This window comes from Roseovarius spongiae (assembly GCF_003651245.1).
GTDB classification, from domain to species: Bacteria; Pseudomonadota; Alphaproteobacteria; order Rhodobacterales; family Rhodobacteraceae; genus Roseovarius; species Roseovarius spongiae.
In genome coordinates this window covers 727,898-746,390 of record NZ_RAPE01000002.1, presented here as the reverse complement: position 1 = coordinate 746,390, position 18,493 = coordinate 727,898, and the positions used below count along the sequence as shown (strand labels likewise).

The following is an 18,493-nucleotide window of genomic DNA, read 5'->3' as shown; positions in this document are numbered from 1 at the left end:
CCCGGTTCACTTCGAAGAATTTCGCCTGCCCGAAAGGACGACAGATGTATCAATACACCGATTTCGACGCCGCCTATGTGGCCCGCCGCAACGCGGAGTTCCGCGCGCAGGTGGAGCGTAGGATCAACGGCGCGCTCACCGAGGACGAATTCAAGCCATTGCGCCTGATGAACGGGCTCTACCTGCAACTGCACGCCTACATGCTGCGCGTGGCCGTGCCCTACGGCACGCTCTCCAGCCGCCAGATGCGCCGGCTCGCGCTGATCGCGGAGCGCTGGGACAAGGGGTATGGCCATTTCACCACCCGCCAGAACATCCAGTTCAACTGGCCGCGCCTGCGCGACGTGCCCGATATCCTCGAGGCGCTGGCCGAGGTGGAGATGCATTCGATCCAGACCTCCGGCAACACCATCCGCAATGTCACCGCCGATCACTTCGCCGCGGCCGCAGCGGACGAGGTGGCCGATCCCCGCCCCGTGGCCGAGCTGATCCGCCAGTGGTCCACCGACCACCCCGAGTTCCAGTTTCTTCCGCGCAAGTTCAAGCTCGCCGTCACCGGCAGCCCGAACGACCGCGCCGTCACCGCCGCTCACGACATCGGCCTGCGCATCATCGAGCGCGATGGCGAGCGGGGCTATTGCGTCATCGTCGGCGGCGGGCTGGGACGCACGCCGATGATCGGCAAGGTGCTGACCGATTTCCTGCCCGAGCCTGACCTCTTGCCCTATATCGAGGCGATCGTCAGCGTGTGGAACACCATCGGGCGGCGCGACAACAAGTTCAAGTCTCGCATCAAGATCACCGTGCATGAGCATGGAATAGATGAGATTCGCGCGCTGGTGGAAGAACGCTTCAAACATATCCGCCCGACCTTCACGGGGGTCGATCAGGAGATGCTCGCCGCGATCCGCGGGCAGTTCGCCCCGCCTCCGCTGCGCGGCGGGCCGATCGATCGCTACGCCGCCGCGCGCGCCGATGATCCGGTTTTCCGCGCCTGGGCCGACACCAACCTCACCGCGCATCGCGACCCCGGCCACGCCATCGTCACCATCAGCCTCAAGGCGCAGGGGGAGACGCCGGGCGACGCCAGCGCCGCGCAGATGCGCGTCATGGCGGACCTGGCCGAGCGTTACGGCTACGACGAGCTGCGGGTGAGTCATGAACAGAACATCGTTCTGCCGCATGTCCATAAATCCGACCTGCCCGCGCTTCACGCCGCGCTGCGCGAGGCCGGGCTCGCCACCGCCAATATCGGGCTGATCAGCGACATCATCGCCTGCCCGGGGATGGATTACTGCGCGCTGGCGACCGCCCGCTCGATCCCGATCGCGCAACAGATCGCCACGCGTTTCGACGCGCTGAAGCTCGAACACGAGATCGGCCCGCTCAAGATCAAGATCTCGGGCTGCATCAACGCCTGCGGGCATCACCATGTCGGCCATATCGGCATTCTCGGACTCGACCGGGCGGGAGTGGAGAACTACCAGATCACCCTGGGCGGCGATCATCGCGAAGACGCGCGGCTTGGCGATCGGACCGGCCGCGGTTTCGCCGCGGACGAATTGATCCCCGCGATCGAGCGGATCGTCCACGCCTATCTCGCCCTGCGCGACGGCCCGGAGGAGACTTTTTTCGCCGCTTATCAGCGCGTCGGCATGGCGCCCTTCAAGGCGGCGCTCTATGACGCGGAGGCCCGGGCCCATGCCGCCGAATGATCCCGCGAACCGCGCCGCGCGGCTGAACGACTGGTATCGTCTGAACGCGGCGGTCACGGTGCTGCGCCATGCGCTCACCGCGCCCGAGAGCGGACGGCTGGCGCTGGTGTCGAGCTTCGGCGCGGAGTCGGTCGTGCTTCTGCACATGGTTTCCGTGATCGAGCGCGCGACGCCGGTGATCTTCCTCGACACCGAGATGCTCTTTGCCGAAACGCTGGTCTACCAGCAGGAACTGACCGAACGGCTGGGCCTGCGCGACGTGCGGATCGTCCGCGCCGACGCGGCCGAACGCGCGGCCGAGGACCCGGACGCCACGCTGCATCTGCGCGACGCGGACGCCTGCTGCGCGCTGCGCAAATCGCGTCCGCTCGCGCGTGCGCTGGCAGGGTTCGACGGCTGGATCACCGGGCGCAAGCGCTTCCAGGGCGGGGCGCGCGCGCACATGGACTTCTTTGAGCCCGAGCCGGCGACGGGACGGATGAAGATCAACCCGCTGGCCCATTGGACCCAGGAAGACGTGCGCACCTACATGGAGGAAAACCGCCTGCCACGGCACCCGCTGGTGGCGCGCGGCTATCCCTCGATCGGCTGCATGCCCTGCACCTCGCCGGTGCAAGACCACGAGGACGCGCGCGCGGGCCGCTGGCGCGGCGCGGCGAAGACGGAATGCGGCATCCACGTAGTGAATGGCCAGATCATCAGGAAAGGAGAGAACGCATGAGCGTGATCGTGAGGGACCAAGGATTCACCACCGACGACTGGGACGCGCCCATCGCCGCGCTCGAGGATGCGCGCGACGGCGTCGGCATCGACCTGCCGGCAAGCGCGGATCCGCGCGAGCTTGCCGGGCGGTTGCCGGACATCGCGATGATCCGCGTCGATTTCCCGAGTTCGGCGGACGGGCGCGGCTTCAGCATCGCGCGCCAATTGCGGTTGATGGGGTATCGCGGACGGCTGCGCGCGCGCGGCCACGTGATCGCCGATCAATACGCGATGGCGCGGCGGGTCGGCTTCGACGAGGTCGAAATCGACGACTCCCTCGCCGCCCGCCAACCCGAGGAACAGTGGCTGTTCCGCGCCGACTGGCGCGCGCATGACTACCAGGCGCGGCTGCGCGGGGCGGCGATCCCCGCCTCGGCGCCGCACGCGGACGCAACCCGCGCCGCGGGGTAACGGGTGCGACGAAAACCGCCTTTTCCTGACATGGATCAACGAATACATACGGAGTGCCCGGATAGACGCCGGGCAAGGAACAGATGAACGAGATAACCCAAGTGACCGAAGCCGCGCCCATCCGGGCCACCCCCGCCCTGCCCGACGCCCAGACGGTGACCGAGGTCACGCACTGGACCGACCGGCTGTTTTCCTTCCGCGTGACGCGTCCGGCGTCGCTGCGGTTCCGCTCGGGCGAATTCGTGATGCTGGGGCTGATGGGCGACCCGCACCCCGAAACCGGCAAGCGCAAGCCGCTTCTGCGCGCCTATTCCATCGCCTCGCCTTCCTGGGACGAGGAACTGGAATTCTACTCGATCAAGGTGTCCGACGGCCCGCTGACCTCGCGCCTGCAACACATCCGGCCGGGCGACCAGATCATCCTGCGCCCCAAGCCGGTTGGCACGCTGGTGCATGACGCGCTCCTGCCGGGCAAGCGGCTCTGGCTGTTCGCGACGGGCACAGGCTTTGCGCCTTTCGCGTCGCTCCTGCGCGACCCTCAGACCTATCAGGATTACGACGAGGTGATCGTCACCCACACCTGCCGGGAGGTCGGCGAACTCGCCTACGGCGCGCAATTGGTCGAGAGCATCCGCCAGGATGAGCTTCTGGCCGAACTGATCGGCGAGGGCTTTGCCGACAAACTGCGCTACTACCCGACCACCACCCGCGAAGAAAGCCCCCGCATGGGGCGCATCACCGACCTGCTGCGCTCGGGCGAGGCGTTCGAGGAGCTGGGCGTGCCGGGCATCGCGCCCGACACGGACCGGGCGATGATCTGCGGCAACCTCGCGTTCAACCTGGAACTCAAGGATCTGCTCGAAAGCTATGGGCTGATCGAGGGCGCCAATTCAAGACCCCAGCATTACGTCGTGGAAAAGGCGTTCCTCGACTGAACAGCACCCGCTGAGTTGCAGAAAACCCCGCGCAGATCGCTCTGCGCGGGGTTTCGCTTGTCCGATCATTGCGCGCGGCGGATCACATGCCAAGGCGCTCGCGAAGCTGTTTCAGCACCTGTTCCAGCACTTCGGGATTGTCGCGGGCTTTCTCGAGCGCCGCCTTGGTCGTCATCTTGACGCCGGTCCCGAGGTCGGAATTGTCGATGAATTCGACGGCCCTGTCGTAATCGAACCCGTCGACCGTCAGGCTGCCGGGAACGTCCTCTCCGGACGTCGCGTCGCTGCCGGCCGCGCCAGTGTCGGTGGCGCTATCGGTCGCCGTCTCTGTCGTATCGGCGGTTTCGTCGGCTACGCTTTGCGCGGTCTCTTCGGCAGTGTCCGCGGTGTCGCTGGCGGTATCGGAGGCCGTGTCCGCGGCGCTTTCCGCGGCCTCACCGGTCGCCTCGGCGGCGTCGGTCGTCGCATCGGCGGCGGTGTCGGCTGCTTCGCTCGCGGTATCGGCGGCCTCAGTGGCCGTGTCGGAGGCGACGTCAGCCGCGTCGCTTGCGGCCTCGCTCGTCGCTTCGGCGGCGTCGCTTGCCGCGTCCTGCGTGGCGTCGCCCACGTCGCTGGCGGTTTCGCCTGCGTTGTCCATCGCGTCATCCGCGGCGGCGGCCGCGTCGTCGGCCATGTCCTGCGCGCCCTCCACGGCGGAATCGGCGGCTTCGGCGGCCTCATCGCCCGCCTCTTCGGCAAGCGTCGCGGCGTCCTCGCCCAGTTCGGCGGCGCTCTCGCCGACGTCCTGCGCGGCTTCGTCCAGCTGCTCCTCGTCCGTCGCCACTTCGGCGGCGGTTTCGCCCGTGTCGGCGTCGGGGTCGACCACCACGGCGTCGGGGGTGGCGACCGGATCATCGGCGGCGTCGAGCATCTCGTTCGGCGTCTTGCCGGTGATCAGCATGTAGCCGCCGATCAGAACGACCGCGGCGACCACGATCCAAAGCAGATTCCTCATCATATCATCCTCTTGAAATTTCAATCCCCACGCTGTCTCGGCGGGGTCGTCGATGCACAGACCACATGCGGCCCCACACGCCAACGTGCAAGGACGAATATGGTTCCGATCGGCATGGATCGGCCCAATTTGCCGCTTGAAAGCCCCGGTGCGCGCCGTTAGCTTGCACAGCCAGGATTTACCGCCATTATCAAAGGATCAATACCATAGCCCGCAGACCCCACAACGCGCCCCCGACCCGTGATACCGGACCCCGGGTCAATGACCGAATTCGCGACGAGGAAATCCGCCTGATCGGCGCTGACGGCGACAATATCGGCATCGTTTCAGGCCGCCGCGCGCAGGAATTGGCCGAGGAAGCCGGGCTCGACCTGGTCGAGATCTCGCCCAACGCCAAGCCGCCGGTCTGCAAGATCATGGACTACGGCAAATACAAGTACGAACAGCAGAAACGCGAATCCGAGGCGCGCAAGAAACAGAAGATCATCGACGTCAAGGAGGTCAAGTTCCGGCCCAACACCGACACGCACGACTATGACGTCAAGATGCGCAACGTCTTCAAGTTTCTCGAAAGCGGCGACAAGGTGAAGGTCACGCTGCGCTTCCGGGGCCGCGAGATGGCGCACCAGGATTTGGGCCGCAAGCTTCTCGAACGCATCGCCGCGGACACCGAAGGGCACGGCAAGGTCGAGAACATGCCCAAGATGGAAGGCCGCCAGATGATCATGATCATCGGCCCGCTACCGCGCTGACATCCATCATGAAACAGGTGTAGGGCCGCGCGCCCTATCCCTTGCCGCGCCGCGGGCTCGGGCGGGTCGGAATTTCCTTCAGCAACCCGCCCACGCCCATCGCCGCGATATCCGCCGCCGTCACGTTCAGGCCGCAGATCACCCGGCCCAGCACCCAGTCCGCGCCGTTGAGCGCGGGCGCCCGCGCGCAGCCCGGCAGGCCGATCACCGGCCGCTTCTCCAGCGCGCCGAGAAACAGCAGGTTCCCCGGATCGACAGGCATCCCGACCCGCTCCACACGGCCGCCGGCAAGACGCACCGCGGCGGGCGCCACATCCTCGGGGTCCGATGTGGCCGAGGCGGTGAGGATCAGCAGCAGATCGCCGCTGGCCTTTCCCAGCGCCTCCGCGATGGCCGATTCCTCGTGCGCGGCGGTCAGCGTCTCGGTCAGGTCCACCCCCAGCGCCTCCAGCCGGTCGGCCACCGCCGCGCGGCCCAGCCCCGGCGGCCCGGCGGGACGCCCTTCGGCGGTCAGCGTCTCGATCAGCGTCGCGCTCCTCAGCGCGGGCAGCGCAAGGCGCACCGCGCCCGCCAGATGCTCCGCCGCGGCGCGCAGCGCCGCGCCCGGCACCGCGTAAGAGATGATCTTGACCGTCGCAATCAGCCCGCCGGGCAGGATCTGATGCATCGGCGCGACCGTGGCGACCGTGATCATCGGGTCCACCGCGTTGGCCGCGTCGATCCGCGCGGCGTCAAGCTGCACGATCCCCGCGCGGTCGGCCAGCAGGTTCACCCGCCCGGTGACCGCGGGGCCAAGCGACACGCCCGGCGCTCCGCCGGCGAGCGTCCGGGCCAGGTCCGCCGCCGCTTCGTTCTCCTCCACGTCGCCGGGCTCCAGCCGCGCCACCGTCACGCGGTCGACACCCGCCGCGCGCAGCGCCGCGACCTCCTCGGGGCCGATAATCAGCCCTTTGCTCAGCCGCCCGCCGGGCAGCTTGATCGAATGCGCGAGAATACCGCCGCCGGCCTCCTCCACCGGAACGGCGCCGAATTTCATTGTCCCGTCCTCAGCACGCGCGTCATCTCGGCGAGGATCGACAGCGCGATCTCCGCCGGTCCCGCCGCGCCGATATCAAGCCCGATCGGCGCATGGATGCGCGCGATCGCCGCTTGGTCCAGTCCCGCCGCGCGCAGCCGCTCGACCCGTTTCGCATGGGTGCGGGTTGAGCCGAGCGCGCCCACGTAGAACGCGTCCGACCCCAGCGCCGCCATCAGCGCCGGGTCGTCGAGCTTGGGGTCATGCGTCAGCAGCACAAGCGCCGTGCGCGTATCAAGGCCAAAGCCGCGCACCCCTTCGTCGGGCCAGTCCTCTATGATGCGCTCGCCCGGAAAGCGCCCCGGCGCCGCGAAGGCCGGGCGCGGGTCGATCAGCACCGGGTCATAGCCCGCGATCCGCGCCATCGGCGCCAGCGCCTGGGCGATATGGACCGCCCCCACCACCAGCAGGCGCAGCGGCGGGTTGTGGATGATCACGCAGGTCTTGCCGTCGGCTTCGATCCCCGAGCGATCGGCGCGGAACCGCTCTCCATGTCCCTCGCGGTCGAGCCGCGGCGTCACGCCTTCGCCGGTGACATGCGCGACAGGTTCGCGCGCCGCGCGCGCCGCGACCAGTTCGGCCAGCAGCGCCTCGGGCATGGCGCCGCCCACGGGTTCGACCAGCACCTTGATCGTGCCGCCGCAGGCCAGCCCCACGGCAAAGGCGTCGCCGTCGCTCACCCCGTATTCCAGCAATACGCGCTCCCCGCTTTCGATGGCGTCCAACGCTTCGGTGATGACCGCGCCCTCGACGCAACCGCCCGAGACCGAGCCCGCCATGTCGCCTTCGCCGGAAATCGCCAGTTGCGCGCCCACGCGGCGCGGCGCGCTGCCCCAGGTCTCCACCACCGTGGCCAGGGCCGCGCCCTTGCCCGCGCGTCGCCAGGCCAGCGCCGTTTCGGGAATGTCGTCGAACCGCTCCATCACACCCTCCCTCACGGGGCGCAGCATGGCCCCACCGCGCGCCGAGCGCAAGGACGCGCGCCGCGTCGCCCAATGCCCTTGGATTTTCCCAAGTTTCGCCCAGATTCCCACATAGGACTTGCCCCCAAACCGGCCCGAGAGAGCCGCGCAGAACCGAGGACACCCGATGCAGGACGCCGTCAACACATTCGACATGCCGCTCACGGACCTCGCGGACCGCGACGCCTGGCTCGACAAGGTGGGCGAACTAACCGAAGAGGACGGCTATACCGAACGGCTCGGCGCGCATCACGCCGCCATCCTGGTCGAGCAGAAGCCCGCCGTCCTGCTCGTCACCTTCGAGACGCACAAGGGCATCGCCGCGATCTCCGAGGACAACCAGCCGATGGGCTGGGATCTGGTCAAGGCGCTCGGCTGGTCGCATCTCTGCCTCGTCAGCGACGGCGACACCTGGTTTCGCGATCGCGCCGTCTATGGCTTCTTCGACCGGCTGGCCGATGACGGCTTCTTCGAGGATTTCGAGCAGGTGATCTTCTACGGCGCCGGCCCGTGCGGCTATGCCGCCGCCGCCTTCTCGGTCGCGGCGCCGGGCGCGCGGGTGGTCGCGATCCAGCCGCAGGCGACGCTCGATCCGCGCATCGCCGAATGGGACGACCGCTTCCGGGCGATGCGGCGCACCGCCTTCGACGACCGCTACGGCTATGCGCCCGATATGCTCGACGCCGCCGAACGCGCATTCGTTCTCTACGACCCCGAGATCGCGGAGGACGCGATGCACGCCGCCCTCTTCACCCGCGCCAACGTGACGAAGTTCCGCATGCGCTTCATGGCCGCCAATCTCGACCGCAGCCTGATCCGCATGCAACTGCTCTACCGCATTCTCGCGCAGGTCAGCGCGGGCAAGCTCGACCGCCTGGCGCTGGCGCGGCTCTATCGCGCGCGCCGCTCGGACGGCGGCTACCAGTTCAACCTGCTCAACCGGCTCAACGGCGGCGGGCGCCATTTCCTCACCATCCTGCTGGCGCGCCACGTCCTCAACCTGCGCCGCGGGCGGCCCTTCCGCCTCGCCATGGGCGAGGCGATCGAGGCGCTGACCGAGGCGGGCAAACCCCTGCCCCGCGGGATCGAGGCCGACACCGACCCCGGCGCCGTCGGCGCCGAGACCCGGCCGCACGCCGAACCCGACCGCATCTGAGCCGAAGGCGGCACTGGCGCGGACCTGCGCGATCGGCTAAAGCGGCGCCATGACCCGCACCCTCACCATTCGCCGCCCCGACGACTGGCACCTGCACCTGCGCGACGGCGCGATGCTGCGCGCCGTCCTGCCGCATTCGGCGGCGCATTTCGCGCGCGCCATCATCATGCCCAACCTCGTGCCGCCCGTGGTGACCGGGGCAGAGGCCGCCGCCTACCGCGACCGCATCCTCGCAGCCCTGCCAGAGGGCGCTGATTTCACCCCGCTGATGACGCTCTATTTGACCGAGGACACGGATGCGCGGGACGTGGCCGCGGCCCACGCCTCCGGTCTCGTGACGGCCGTGAAACTCTACCCGGCGGGCGCGACCACGAATTCCGCCTCGGGCGTGCGGGACATGGACCGCGTCCGCCCGGTGCTCGAACGCATGGCCGAAATCGGCCTGCCGCTCTGCGTCCATGGCGAAGTGACCGACCCCGAGGTCGACATCTTCGACCGCGAATCCGCGTTCATCGATCGCGTGCTCGACCCGCTGCGCGCCCGCGTGCCGGGCCTGCGCGTCGTGATGGAGCATATCACCACATCCCGCGCCGTCGATTACGTGCGCAGCGCCGGGTCGGGCCTGGCCGCGACGATCACCACGCACCACCTCGTCATCAACCGCAACCACATCCTCGCGGGGGGCATCCGCCCGCATTACTACTGCCTGCCCGTGGCCAAGCGCGAGGAACACCGCCTCGCCCTGCGCGCCGCCGCCACCTCGGGGGATGCGCATTTCTTCCTCGGCACCGATAGCGCACCGCATACCGATCCGGCCAAGCTCCAGCCCTGCGGCTGCGCGGGCTGCTTCACCGCGCTCAACACGTTGCCCATCCTCGCGCATGTCTTCGAGGACGAAGGCGCGCTCGAGCGGCTCGAATCCTTCGCGTCACTGAATGGCCCCGCCTTTTACGGTCTGGCGCCGAACGCCCCCCGCATCACCTTGGAACGCGCCGCCCCGGACATCCCCGCAGGGATCGACACCGATGACGGCCCGGTCACCGTGTTCGACCCCGGCTTCCCGCTTCGATGGCGCGTCGCCCCGGAGTCTTCGTCTTGCTGAAAATATCCGCGCCGAAGGCAAGAATTCTTCAGCACGCCCGCCCGCAAAGGACCGACCGATGATCCCGACCTCCTACCCCGCACAGGATGAAATCGCGCGCCTCACCGCGCGGATGCTGCTGGAAATCGGCGCCGTGCATTTCAACGCCCAAACGCCCTACATCTACGCCTCCGGCCTGCCGGGGCCGACCTATATCGACTGTCGCAAGCTCATTTCCTTCCCGCGCATCCGCGCCACGCTGATGGATTTCCTCGCCGTCACCGTGATGCGCAACGCCGGGTTCGAGGCCTTCGACAACATCGCCGGCGGCGAAACGGCGGGCATCCCCTTCGCCGCGCTGATGGCCGAGCGCATGGCGCTGCCGATGTCCTACGTGCGCAAGAAACCCAAGGGTTACGGGCGCAACGCGCGGATCGAGGGCGACATGCCCGAGGGCAGCCGCGTCCTGCTGGTCGAGGACCTGACCACCGACGGCGGCTCCAAGATCAGCTTCGTCGACGCGATCCGCGCCACCGGCGCGACCTGCGCGCACACGGCGGTCGTGTTCTACTACGGCATCTTCCCGGACACGATGAAGACGCTCGGCGATCACGGCGTCACGCTGCACCACCTCTGCACCTGGTGGGACGTGCTGGACGAGGCGCGCGCGCAGGGCGCCTTCGATTCCGCGACGCTGAGCGAGGTCGAATCGTTCCTGAAAGCGCCGCGCGCCTGGCAGGAGGCGCGCGCCTAGATCCCGCCGCAGTCCGACTCGATTCGCCTGCGCCCGCCCCGCATCCCGCGGGGTCGCGAAATCGCGCGCAGTGTCTCATCTTTGCCGCCGCCCGCCTGCCGCGTTCGCGGCCTCTCCACAACATCTTGACGCCCCCACCCGCCCTGCCCCAATATGGGGGTCACCCGGACCGGCCTGGCTTATCCACAGAAACATACATGCCGGGACAGGTTTGATCCCTGTTGCCGCCGCGCGCAGGCGGGCTGTATGAGGAACCGCGCCAGCCAAGGGGACACGCATGAACGAGATCGCCAGCTTCAACGCCACCGGCGCCGAAATCCAGAACGCCGACACCATGCCGCATTCGATCGAGGCCGAGCAGCAGCTTCTGGGCGCGATCCTGACCAACAACGACGTCTATGACCGCGTCGCCAGCATTATCGGGCCGCAGCATTTCTACGACCCGGTCCACGCCCGCATCTATGAGACCGCGGCGGCGCGCATCGCCAAGAACAACCTCGCCTCGCCGGTCACGCTCAAGGCCTTTCTCGAGGACGATGAAGGGCTGAAGGAACTGGGCGGCCCGGCCTATCTCGTGACCCTCGCCGGCGCGGCGATCAGCAGTTACGCGGTGCGCGACTACGCGCAGATGATCTACGACCTCGCGATCCGCCGCGAACTCATCGCGCTCGGCCATGACATCGCCGGCAAGGCCGCGCGCATGGAGGTCGATTCCGAACCGAAGGACCAGATCGTCGAGGCCGAGCAGCAGCTTTACCGGCTCAGCGAACAGGGTCAGGCGGAACGTGGTTTCCAAAGCTTTCTCAGCGCCGTAACGGACGCTGTCAATGTCGCCAACGCGGCCTATCAGCGCGATGGCGGCATGGCGGGCGTCTCGACCGGTCTCACCGACATGGACAAGAAGCTGGGCGGGCTGCACAAGTCCGACCTGCTCATCCTCGCGGGGCGCCCCTCGATGGGCAAGACGTCGCTCGCGACCAACCTCGCCTTCAACATCGCCAAGGCCTATCGTCGCGGCACGTTGCCCGACGGGACCGAAGGCGCGATCGAGGGCGGCGTCGTCGGCTTCTACAGCCTCGAGATGAGCGCCGAGCAACTGGCCGCGCGGGTGCTCTCCGAAGCCTCCGAGGTGCCCTCCGAACAGATCCGCCGCGGCGACATGACCGAGGGCGAATTCCGCCGCTTCGTCGATGCGGCCAAGCAGCTCGAATCCTGTCCGCTATACATCGACGACACCCCCGCCCTGCCGATCAGCCAGCTTGCCGCGCGCGCGCGGCGGCTGAAACGCACGCATGGGCTCGACGTGCTGATCGTGGACTACCTGCAACTGGTGCGCGGCTCGGGGCGCTCGGAGAACCGCGTGAACGAGATTTCCGAGATCACGATGGGCCTCAAGGCCATCGCCAAGGAACTGGACATCCCCGTGATCGCGCTCAGCCAGCTTTCCCGCCAGGTCGAACAGCGCGACGACAAGCGCCCGCAGCTCAGCGACCTGCGCGAATCCGGCTCGATCGAACAGGACGCGGACGTGGTCATGTTCGTCTTCCGCGAAGAATACTATGTCGAGCGCGAAAAGCCCTCGGACGACAAGCTCGAGGAAATCGCCGCCTGGCAGGAACGCATGGAGCGCCTGCACGGCAAGGCCGAGGTCATCATCGGCAAGCAGCGCCACGGCCCCATCGGCACCGTCGAACTGAGCTTCGAGGGCCGCTTCACCCGCTTTGGCAACCTCGTCCAGCCCTGGCAGCAGGTCGGCGAGCAGGAGTTCTGAGCAACGCCGCGCTTTGCGCTTGACCTCCGTGCCGCCCGTGTCACAACCCGGGGCCATGAGCACCGCAACACTTACAGTCGACCTCGGCGCAATCGTAGCCAACTGGCGCGCGCTCGACGCGCTTTCCGAAGGCGAAACCGCCGCGGCGGTCAAGGCGGACGCCTATGGCCTTGGCGCGGATCGCGTGGCGCGCGCGCTCGCCCGCGCGGGGGCGCGCACCTTCTTCGTCGCCGTCGCCGAAGAGGGCGCGGCCCTGCGCGACGCCCTCGGCCCCGGCCCGGCGATCTACGTCCTGTCCGGCCACATGCCCGGCGATGCCGACATGCTCGGCGATCTCGGCCTCGTGCCGGTCATCAACTCGCTCGACCAGATGGTGCGCCAGGTCGAATCGCTGCCGGGACGTCCCTTCGCGCTGCAACTCGACACCGGCATGAACCGGCTGGGGATGGAGCCCTCGGAATGGGGCGCGGTGCGCGACATCGCGCTGGCCCAGGATCCGCAGCTCATCATCAGCCATCTCGCCTGCGCGGACATGCCCGATCACGCGATGAACGCGCAGCAATTGCGCCGCTTCATGGAGATGACCGAGGGCGCCGACTGCCCGCTCAGCCTCGCCAACACCGGGGGCATCCTGCTCGACCCGGCCTATCATTTCGACCTGACGCGCCCGGGCATCGGCCTTTATGGCGGGTTGCCGCATGTTGACGCGCGCCCCGTCGTCTCGCTCGAGATCCCGGTGATCCAATGCCGCGACGTGAAACCCGGCGAAACCGTGGGCTACGCCAACACCTGGACCGCGAAACGCCCCAGCCGCATCGCCACGCTGGCGGCCGGCTACGCCGACGGGCTGTTCCGCGCGCTGGGGTCGCGCGCGCAGGTCCACGCGGAGGATCACGCGCTTCCCGTCGTCGGGCGCGTCTCTATGGACCTGATCGGGGTCGACGTGACCGACCTCGGCTTCGATCCCAAGACGGTCGAGATCCTCGGGCGGCATCAATCGGTCGATTCGCTCGCCAATGCGGCCGGAACCATCGGTTACGAAGTTCTCACCTCGCTCGGCGCGCGCTACACGCGCCGCTACCTGGGCGGATGAGCAGGATCGCCGCCCTTCTCGCCGCCATCGGCCGCCCGGTGCTGGCGGCGCTGGCCGCGCTGGGGCGGGTGTCGATCTTCGCGGGCCGCGCGTTGGGTCACATGCTCCGCCCGCCCTTCTACCTTCGCGAAATCGCGGGCGCGCTGCTCAATGTCGGCTATTTCAGCCTGCCGGTGGTGGGGCTCACCGCCTTTTTCACCGGCGGCGCGCTGGCGCTTCAGATCTATTCGGGCGGCGCGCGCTTCAACGCCGAGGCGGTGGTGCCGCAGATTGTCGCCATCGGCATGGTGCGCGAACTGGGCCCGGTGCTGGTGGGGTTGATGATCGCGGCGCGCGTGACCTCCTCCATCGCCGCCGAGATCGCCACGATGAAGGTGACCGAACAGATCGACGCGCTGGTCACTCTCTCGACCCACCCGATGAAATACCTCACCGCGCCGCGGGTGTTCGCGGGGCTGGTCATGGTGCCGGTCCTGGTCGGAATCGGCGACGTGATCGGCATCATGGGCGGGCATGTGGTCGGCACCCGCAGCCTCGGGTTCAATCCGGCGACCTACCTGCACAACACCGTGAACTTCATCGAGGCGCGCGATATCGTCTCAAGCCTCGTCAAGGGCGCGGCCTTCGGCTTCATTGCGACATTGATGGGCTGCTACTACGGCATGAACACGGGCCGGGGCGCCGCCGGCGTGGGCCGCGCGACCAAGGGCGCGGTCGAGGCGGCGGCGGTTCTGATCCTCGCCGCGAACTTTCTCCTCACCAGCATTTTCTTTTCGATATGATAGAGTTGCGGGACGTTCATAAAGCCTTCGGCCCCAAGCGGGTGCTGCGCGGCATCGACCTCACCATCGCGCAGGGCACGTCGATGGTGGTGATCGGCGGGTCGGGCACGGGCAAGTCGGTGCTGCTGAAATGCATCCTCGGCCTCATCACGCCCGACAGCGGCGCGATCACGCTTGACGGGCAGGACGTGGCGCGGGTCGAGCGCGACGCCTTTCTCGCCCGCTTCGGGATGCTGTTCCAGGGCGGCGCGCTGTTCGATTCGCTTCCCGTGTGGCAGAACGTCGCCTTCCGCCTGCTGCGCGGCTCGCTCAAACGGCCCCGGGCCGAGGCGCGCGAGATCGCGATCGAGAAGCTGCGCCGCGTCGGACTCACCGCCGACGTGGCCGATCTCTACCCGGCGGAGCTCTCGGGGGGCATGCAGAAACGCGTCGGCCTCGCCCGCGCCATCGCGGCGGAGGCCGAGATCATCTTCTTTGATGAGCCCACCGCCGGGCTCGACCCGATCATGTCGGGCGTCATCAACGATCTCATCCGCGAGATCGTGACGGAAATCGGCGCCACCGCCATGACCATCACCCACGACATGACCAGCGTGCGCGCCATTGCCGACAACGTGGCGATGCTGCATGACGGGGTGATCCAGTGGACCGGCCCGGTGGCCGATCTGGACGACTCGGGCGATCCCTATCTCGATCAGTTCATCCACGGCCGCGCCGAAGGGCCGATCGAAGCGGTCCGCTGAAAAGGAGAGAAGCCATGTTCGACGGCAGCATTATGTCTATACATATCGCGCCCGAGGCGCGCGCGCCGATGCAGCCGCTGGACGAGGCGCGGCTCGTCGCCGGGGTCGGGATCGAGGGCGACCGCTACGCCACCGGGCGCGGCCATTACTCGAAGTTTCCCGACATCCGCGAAATCACCCTGATCGAGGAGGAGACGCTGGTCGCGCTCAAGCGCGACCACGACCTTGACCTCGCCCCCATCGAGCACCGCCGCAACCTCACCACGCGCGGCGTGCCGCTCAATCATCTCGTCGGGCGACGCTTCCGCGTGGGCGAGGCGCTGCTCGAGGGCGGGCGGCTCAACACGCCGTGCCGCTATCTCGACCTCGTGACCGGGAAATCCGCCTACGAATTGCTCATCCACCGCTCGGGTCTCAACTGCCGCATAGTTGAGGGCGGCACGATCCGCCCCGGCGACCCCGTGCGCCCCGCCTGACGCCGGAAATACCGCCCAAGGGGCTTTTCCTGGCAAAATACCCAAGGAAGCCGCCCCATGCTCCGTTTCGCCAACCTCTCATTGCTGGTTCTCTTCCCCGTCGCATGGTTCGCGCCGCTGTTGCGCGCGGGGATCGACCTGCCGCTTTTCGGGCTCAGTGAGATCAGCGTCGTCTCGGGGCTGCAATCGCTTTGGGAAACCGATGTCACGCTGGCGCTGCTGGTGAGCTTCCTCGCCCTCTTTGCGCCCTACGCCAAGACGGCGAGCCTCGCGCTCGTTCATTTCGGGTTGATGCGGCGCAAGGCGCTGCCCGCGCTGCAAATCCTGGGAAAGCTGGCGATGGCCGACGTGTGCCTCGTCGCGCTCTATATCGTGGTGGTCAAGGGCGTCGGGCTGGCCCGGGTCGAGACCGCCTGGGGGCTTTATCTCTTCACCGGCTGCATCCTCGCCTCGGTCGCCCTCGGCCTCCTGACGCAGCGGCGCAGACGGCAGGGGGTTTGACGCGGCGCGCGGGCTGGGGCAAGAGGCGGGCATGGCGAAATCTCCCGGCTTCACCTGCACGGCCTGCGGCGCGGTCCACTCCAAGTGGTCCGGGCGCTGCGACGCTTGCGGGGAATGGAACAGCATCATCGAGGACGAGGGCCTCGGCCACGGCGCCGGCCCGGCCACGCTGGGGCAAGCCCGCGGCAAAGCCGTGCGCCTCAGCGACCTTTCGGCGCACGAGACGCCGCCGGTGCGCACGCAATGCGGGCTGGAGGAACTCGACCGGGTGCTGGGCGGCGGGCTGGTCCCGGCCTCCGCGCTGCTGGTGGGGGGCGATCCGGGGATCGGCAAATCCACCCTGCTCTTGCAGGCCGCCGCCGCGTTCGCCGCCCGGGGGCTGAAGACCATCTATGTCTCGGGCGAGGAGGCCAGCGCGCAGGTGCGGATGCGCGCCGAGCGGCTGGGCCTGCGCGACGCGCCGGTGCAGCTCGCCGCCGAGACCAACCTGCGCGACATCCTCACCACCATCGAGGCCGAGAAGCCGCAGCTCGTCATCATCGATTCGATCCAGACCATGTGGCTGGATTCGGTGGGCAGCGCGCCGGGAAGCGTGTCACAGGTGCGCGCGGCGGCGCATGAGCTCACCAGTTTCGCCAAGCGCCGCGGCGTGAGCGTGATCCTCGTCGGCCATGTCACCAAGGACGGGCAGATCGCCGGGCCGCGCGTGGTCGAGCACATGGTCGACACGGTGCTCTACTTCGAGGGCGAGCGCGGCCACCAGTTCCGCATCCTGCGCGCGGTCAAGAACCGCTTTGGCCCCGCGGACGAGATCGGCGTGTTCGAGATGACGGGCCGGGGGCTGTCGCAGGTCGCCAACCCCTCGGCGCTGTTCCTTGGCGAGCGCGGACAGCCGACCCCGGGCTCGGCGGTCTTCGCGGGGATCGAGGGCACCCGCCCGGTGCTGGTCGAATTGCAGGCGCTGGTCGCCCCCACCCCGCACAGCCAGCCGCGCCGCGCGGTGGTGGGCTGGGATTCCGGGCGGCTCGCCATGATCCTCGCCGTGCTGGAATCGCGCTGCGGCATCCCCTTCGCGGGGATGGATGTCTATCTCAACGTGGCGGGCGGCATGAAGATCGGCGAGCCGGCGGCCGACCTCGCCGTCGCCGCCGCGCTGCTGGGCGCGCGCGAGGATACCCCCCTGCCCGCCGATACAGTGGTTTTCGGCGAAATCAGCCTTTCGGGCGCGCTGCGTCCGGCGCCGCAGACCGAAAACAGGTTGAAAGAGGCCCGAAAACTTGGTTTCACGTCCGCAATCGTTCCCAAGGGCGGCAAACCCGGCGGCGCGACCGGTCTGAACCTGACGCATGTGGACGATCTGACCGCTTTCGTTGGAGACATTTTCGGCGCAGGGTAGCGCCCCAGAGAACGAGGCAAGGCAATGGAAGGCTTTACCATCATCGACGGCGTGGTCGCGGTCGTCATCGTGCTGTCGGCGCTGCTGGCCTACAGCCGCGGCCTTGTCCGCGAGGCGCTGGCCATCGCGGGCTGGATCGTGGCGGGGATCGTGGCCTTCATCTTCGCGCCGCAGGTCGAGCCGCTGGTCAAGGAAGTCCCCGTGGTGGGCGATTTCATCGCCGACAGTTGCGAGCTGAGCATGATCGCCGCCTTCGCGGCGGTGTTCGCCGTCGCGCTGATCATCGCGTCGTTCATCACGCCGCTGTTCTCATCGCTGGTGCAGCGTTCCGCCCTTGGCGGAATCGATCAGGGGCTGGGGTTCATCTTCGGCGTGGCGCGCGGTATCCTTCTGGTCGCCATCGCCTATTTCGTCTACGAGACGGTCATCACCTCGCAGAATATCGAGATGATCGACGACAGCCGCTCGGCGCGGGTGTTCGCGCACATGACCGGGCGGATCGAGGACGGCAATCCCGAACAGGCACTGGGCTGGATCACCGCGCAATACGAGGCGCTGGTGGGCGCTTGCGAAAAACCGGAATAGGCATGTCGCAGAGCACCATCATCGCGCTTTTGCTGATGACGGCGTCGGGTGTCGCGATCTCCTTGCAGGGGCCGCTCAACGCGATGCTGGGGCGCGGCATCGGCAGCGTGCTTGGCGCGGCGACGGTGTCCTTCGGGGTCGGATTCGTGCTGTTGCTCGTGGTGATGCTGATCCTCGGCGAGGGGGGCAGCCTGCTGCGCCTTCGCGACGTGCCGGCCTGGCTGCTCATCGGGGGATCGATGGGGGCGCTCTATGTCTTCTCCGCGATCTGGAGCGTGCCGGTGCTGGGCGTGCTCACCATGACGACAATGCTGATCCTCGGCCAGATGGTGGCCGCGCTCCTGCTGGATCATTTCGGGGCGTTCGGAATGGTCGTCCGTGAAATATCGCCGACGCGCGTGCTGGCCGCCGCGCTGGTGGCGGCGGGGGTGATCCTGTCGCGCTGGTGATCTGTCGCAATCGGGACACGTTCGCGTGACCCGCCCCCGCGAACGCGCGGCGCGCGCCATCAGGCCGTGACATGCGCGCCCGGAGCGCCTATGAGTTGGC

General features: G+C 68.0%; 20 protein-coding genes. 17 read left to right on the top strand and 3 right to left on the bottom strand.

What is annotated here, in order from left to right:
• The first annotated feature begins 44 nt into the window (after positions 1–44).
• From D6850_RS10315 to D6850_RS10300, 4 genes are all read left to right on the top strand, one after another.
• Positions 45–1,715 carry a nitrite/sulfite reductase gene (locus D6850_RS10315; protein WP_121166467.1) on the top strand — a complete coding sequence of 557 codons (1,671 nt, stop codon included), beginning with the start codon at positions 45–47 and terminating at the stop codon, positions 1,713–1,715.
• On the top strand, positions 1,702–2,436 hold the full coding sequence (locus tag D6850_RS10310; protein ID WP_121166465.1) for a phosphoadenylyl-sulfate reductase: 735 nt from the start codon (positions 1,702–1,704) through the stop codon (positions 2,434–2,436). The genes D6850_RS10315 and D6850_RS10310 overlap by 14 nt, the downstream gene beginning before the upstream one ends.
• Complete coding sequence (locus tag D6850_RS10305) at positions 2,433–2,888, top strand: DUF934 domain-containing protein (protein ID WP_121166463.1); 456 nt, start codon at positions 2,433–2,435, stop codon at positions 2,886–2,888. Before D6850_RS10310 ends, D6850_RS10305 begins: the two co-directional genes overlap by 4 nt.
• 83 nt (positions 2,889–2,971) lie before the next feature.
• Positions 2,972–3,823 carry a ferredoxin--NADP reductase gene (locus tag D6850_RS10300; RefSeq protein ID WP_121166461.1) on the top strand — a complete coding sequence of 284 codons (852 nt, stop codon included), beginning with the start codon at positions 2,972–2,974 and terminating at the stop codon, positions 3,821–3,823.
• A gap of 82 nt (positions 3,824–3,905) precedes the next feature.
• Here D6850_RS10300 and D6850_RS10295 read toward each other — a convergent pair whose 3' ends face one another.
• Positions 3,906–4,817 (bottom strand): hypothetical protein, encoded by a 912-nt coding sequence (locus D6850_RS10295; RefSeq protein ID WP_147438889.1) that lies wholly within the window; start codon positions 4,815–4,817, stop codon positions 3,906–3,908.
• A gap of 176 nt (positions 4,818–4,993) precedes the next feature.
• Between D6850_RS10295 and infC the strand changes: the two genes are divergently transcribed.
• Entirely contained in the window at positions 4,994–5,569 is a 576-nt protein-coding gene (infC, locus tag D6850_RS10290; RefSeq protein ID WP_425452380.1) for a translation initiation factor IF-3, read from the top strand.
• Positions 5,570–5,603: 34 nt separating this feature from the next.
• On the opposite strand, the gene D6850_RS10285 is transcribed toward infC, so the two are convergent.
• Both D6850_RS10285 and D6850_RS10280 read right to left on the bottom strand, forming a co-directional pair.
• Entirely contained in the window at positions 5,604–6,605 is a 1,002-nt protein-coding gene (locus D6850_RS10285; protein WP_121166455.1) for a molybdopterin-binding protein, read from the bottom strand.
• Positions 6,602–7,567: an XdhC family protein gene (locus tag D6850_RS10280; protein WP_121166454.1), complete on the bottom strand. Its 966-nt coding sequence runs from the start codon at positions 7,565–7,567 to the stop codon at positions 6,602–6,604. The genes D6850_RS10285 and D6850_RS10280 overlap by 4 nt, the downstream gene beginning before the upstream one ends.
• A gap of 166 nt (positions 7,568–7,733) precedes the next feature.
• On the opposite strand from D6850_RS10280, the gene D6850_RS10275 reads away from it, so the two are divergent.
• The 12 genes from D6850_RS10275 (at position 7,734) to D6850_RS10220 (ending at position 18,393) form a co-directional block, all read left to right on the top strand.
• Complete coding sequence (locus tag D6850_RS10275) at positions 7,734–8,762, top strand: phosphoadenosine phosphosulfate reductase (RefSeq protein ID WP_206019238.1); 1,029 nt, start codon at positions 7,734–7,736, stop codon at positions 8,760–8,762.
• A gap of 49 nt (positions 8,763–8,811) precedes the next feature.
• Positions 8,812–9,864, top strand: coding sequence for a dihydroorotase (gene pyrC, locus D6850_RS10270; protein ID WP_121166453.1), 1,053 nt, complete (start codon positions 8,812–8,814; stop codon positions 9,862–9,864).
• Positions 9,865–9,922: 58 nt separating this feature from the next.
• The gene (locus tag D6850_RS10265; protein WP_121166452.1) at positions 9,923–10,597 is read left to right on the top strand and encodes an orotate phosphoribosyltransferase; all 675 of its coding nucleotides are present in this window, start codon (positions 9,923–9,925) and stop codon (positions 10,595–10,597) included.
• A gap of 277 nt (positions 10,598–10,874) precedes the next feature.
• Complete coding sequence (locus D6850_RS10260) at positions 10,875–12,368, top strand: replicative DNA helicase (RefSeq protein WP_121166450.1); 1,494 nt, start codon at positions 10,875–10,877, stop codon at positions 12,366–12,368.
• 55 nt (positions 12,369–12,423) lie between these two features.
• The gene (alr, locus tag D6850_RS10255; protein WP_121166448.1) at positions 12,424–13,461 is read left to right on the top strand and encodes an alanine racemase; all 1,038 of its coding nucleotides are present in this window, start codon (positions 12,424–12,426) and stop codon (positions 13,459–13,461) included.
• Positions 13,458–14,243 (top strand): MlaE family ABC transporter permease, encoded by a 786-nt coding sequence (locus D6850_RS10250; protein ID WP_121166446.1) that lies wholly within the window; start codon positions 13,458–13,460, stop codon positions 14,241–14,243. Before alr ends, D6850_RS10250 begins: the two co-directional genes overlap by 4 nt.
• Positions 14,240–14,986 (top strand): ABC transporter ATP-binding protein, encoded by a 747-nt coding sequence (locus D6850_RS10245; RefSeq protein ID WP_121166444.1) that lies wholly within the window; start codon positions 14,240–14,242, stop codon positions 14,984–14,986. The genes D6850_RS10250 and D6850_RS10245 overlap by 4 nt, the downstream gene beginning before the upstream one ends.
• A gap of 14 nt (positions 14,987–15,000) precedes the next feature.
• The gene (locus tag D6850_RS10240; protein ID WP_121166441.1) at positions 15,001–15,462 is read left to right on the top strand and encodes an MOSC domain-containing protein; all 462 of its coding nucleotides are present in this window, start codon (positions 15,001–15,003) and stop codon (positions 15,460–15,462) included.
• Between the two features lie 57 nt (positions 15,463–15,519).
• Positions 15,520–15,963, top strand: coding sequence for a paraquat-inducible protein A (locus tag D6850_RS10235; RefSeq protein WP_121166439.1), 444 nt, complete (start codon positions 15,520–15,522; stop codon positions 15,961–15,963).
• Between the two features lie 31 nt (positions 15,964–15,994).
• Positions 15,995–17,359, top strand: coding sequence for a DNA repair protein RadA (radA, locus tag D6850_RS10230; RefSeq protein ID WP_121166437.1), 1,365 nt, complete (start codon positions 15,995–15,997; stop codon positions 17,357–17,359).
• 24 nt (positions 17,360–17,383) lie between these two features.
• Positions 17,384–17,944, top strand: a complete 561-nt coding sequence (locus D6850_RS10225; protein WP_121166435.1) for a CvpA family protein — start codon at positions 17,384–17,386, stop codon at positions 17,942–17,944.
• 2 nt (positions 17,945–17,946) lie between these two features.
• Positions 17,947–18,393 carry a DMT family transporter gene (locus tag D6850_RS10220; protein WP_121166433.1) on the top strand — a complete coding sequence of 149 codons (447 nt, stop codon included), beginning with the start codon at positions 17,947–17,949 and terminating at the stop codon, positions 18,391–18,393.
• Positions 18,394–18,493: the final 100 nt, after the last annotated feature.

What these genes read in the sequence shown, in the direction of transcription:
- D6850_RS10315 (WP_121166467.1), top strand. Translation starts at nt 45, where the DNA reads ATGTATCAATACACCGATTTCGACGCCGCCTATGTGGCCCGCCGCAAC.
- D6850_RS10310 (WP_121166465.1), top strand. Translation starts at nt 1,702, where the DNA reads ATGCCGCCGAATGATCCCGCGAACCGCGCCGCGCGGCTGAACGACTGG.
- D6850_RS10305 (WP_121166463.1), top strand. Translation starts at nt 2,433, where the DNA reads ATGAGCGTGATCGTGAGGGACCAAGGATTCACCACCGACGACTGGGAC.
- D6850_RS10300 (WP_121166461.1), top strand. Translation starts at nt 2,972, where the DNA reads ATGAACGAGATAACCCAAGTGACCGAAGCCGCGCCCATCCGGGCCACC.
- D6850_RS10295 (WP_147438889.1), bottom strand. Translation starts at nt 4,817, where the DNA reads ATGAGGAATCTGCTTTGGATCGTGGTCGCCGCGGTCGTTCTGATCGGC.
- D6850_RS10285 (WP_121166455.1), bottom strand. Translation starts at nt 6,605, where the DNA reads ATGAAATTCGGCGCCGTTCCGGTGGAGGAGGCCGGCGGCGGTATTCTC.
- D6850_RS10280 (WP_121166454.1), bottom strand. Translation starts at nt 7,567, where the DNA reads ATGGAGCGGTTCGACGACATTCCCGAAACGGCGCTGGCCTGGCGACGC.
- D6850_RS10275 (WP_206019238.1), top strand. Translation starts at nt 7,734, where the DNA reads ATGCAGGACGCCGTCAACACATTCGACATGCCGCTCACGGACCTCGCG.
- pyrC (WP_121166453.1), top strand. Translation starts at nt 8,812, where the DNA reads ATGACCCGCACCCTCACCATTCGCCGCCCCGACGACTGGCACCTGCAC.
- D6850_RS10265 (WP_121166452.1), top strand. Translation starts at nt 9,923, where the DNA reads ATGATCCCGACCTCCTACCCCGCACAGGATGAAATCGCGCGCCTCACC.
- D6850_RS10260 (WP_121166450.1), top strand. Translation starts at nt 10,875, where the DNA reads ATGAACGAGATCGCCAGCTTCAACGCCACCGGCGCCGAAATCCAGAAC.
- alr (WP_121166448.1), top strand. Translation starts at nt 12,424, where the DNA reads ATGAGCACCGCAACACTTACAGTCGACCTCGGCGCAATCGTAGCCAAC.
- D6850_RS10250 (WP_121166446.1), top strand. Translation starts at nt 13,458, where the DNA reads ATGAGCAGGATCGCCGCCCTTCTCGCCGCCATCGGCCGCCCGGTGCTG.
- D6850_RS10245 (WP_121166444.1), top strand. Translation starts at nt 14,240, where the DNA reads ATGATAGAGTTGCGGGACGTTCATAAAGCCTTCGGCCCCAAGCGGGTG.
- D6850_RS10240 (WP_121166441.1), top strand. Translation starts at nt 15,001, where the DNA reads ATGTTCGACGGCAGCATTATGTCTATACATATCGCGCCCGAGGCGCGC.
- D6850_RS10235 (WP_121166439.1), top strand. Translation starts at nt 15,520, where the DNA reads ATGCTCCGTTTCGCCAACCTCTCATTGCTGGTTCTCTTCCCCGTCGCA.
- radA (WP_121166437.1), top strand. Translation starts at nt 15,995, where the DNA reads ATGGCGAAATCTCCCGGCTTCACCTGCACGGCCTGCGGCGCGGTCCAC.
- D6850_RS10225 (WP_121166435.1), top strand. Translation starts at nt 17,384, where the DNA reads ATGGAAGGCTTTACCATCATCGACGGCGTGGTCGCGGTCGTCATCGTG.
- D6850_RS10220 (WP_121166433.1), top strand. Translation starts at nt 17,947, where the DNA reads ATGTCGCAGAGCACCATCATCGCGCTTTTGCTGATGACGGCGTCGGGT.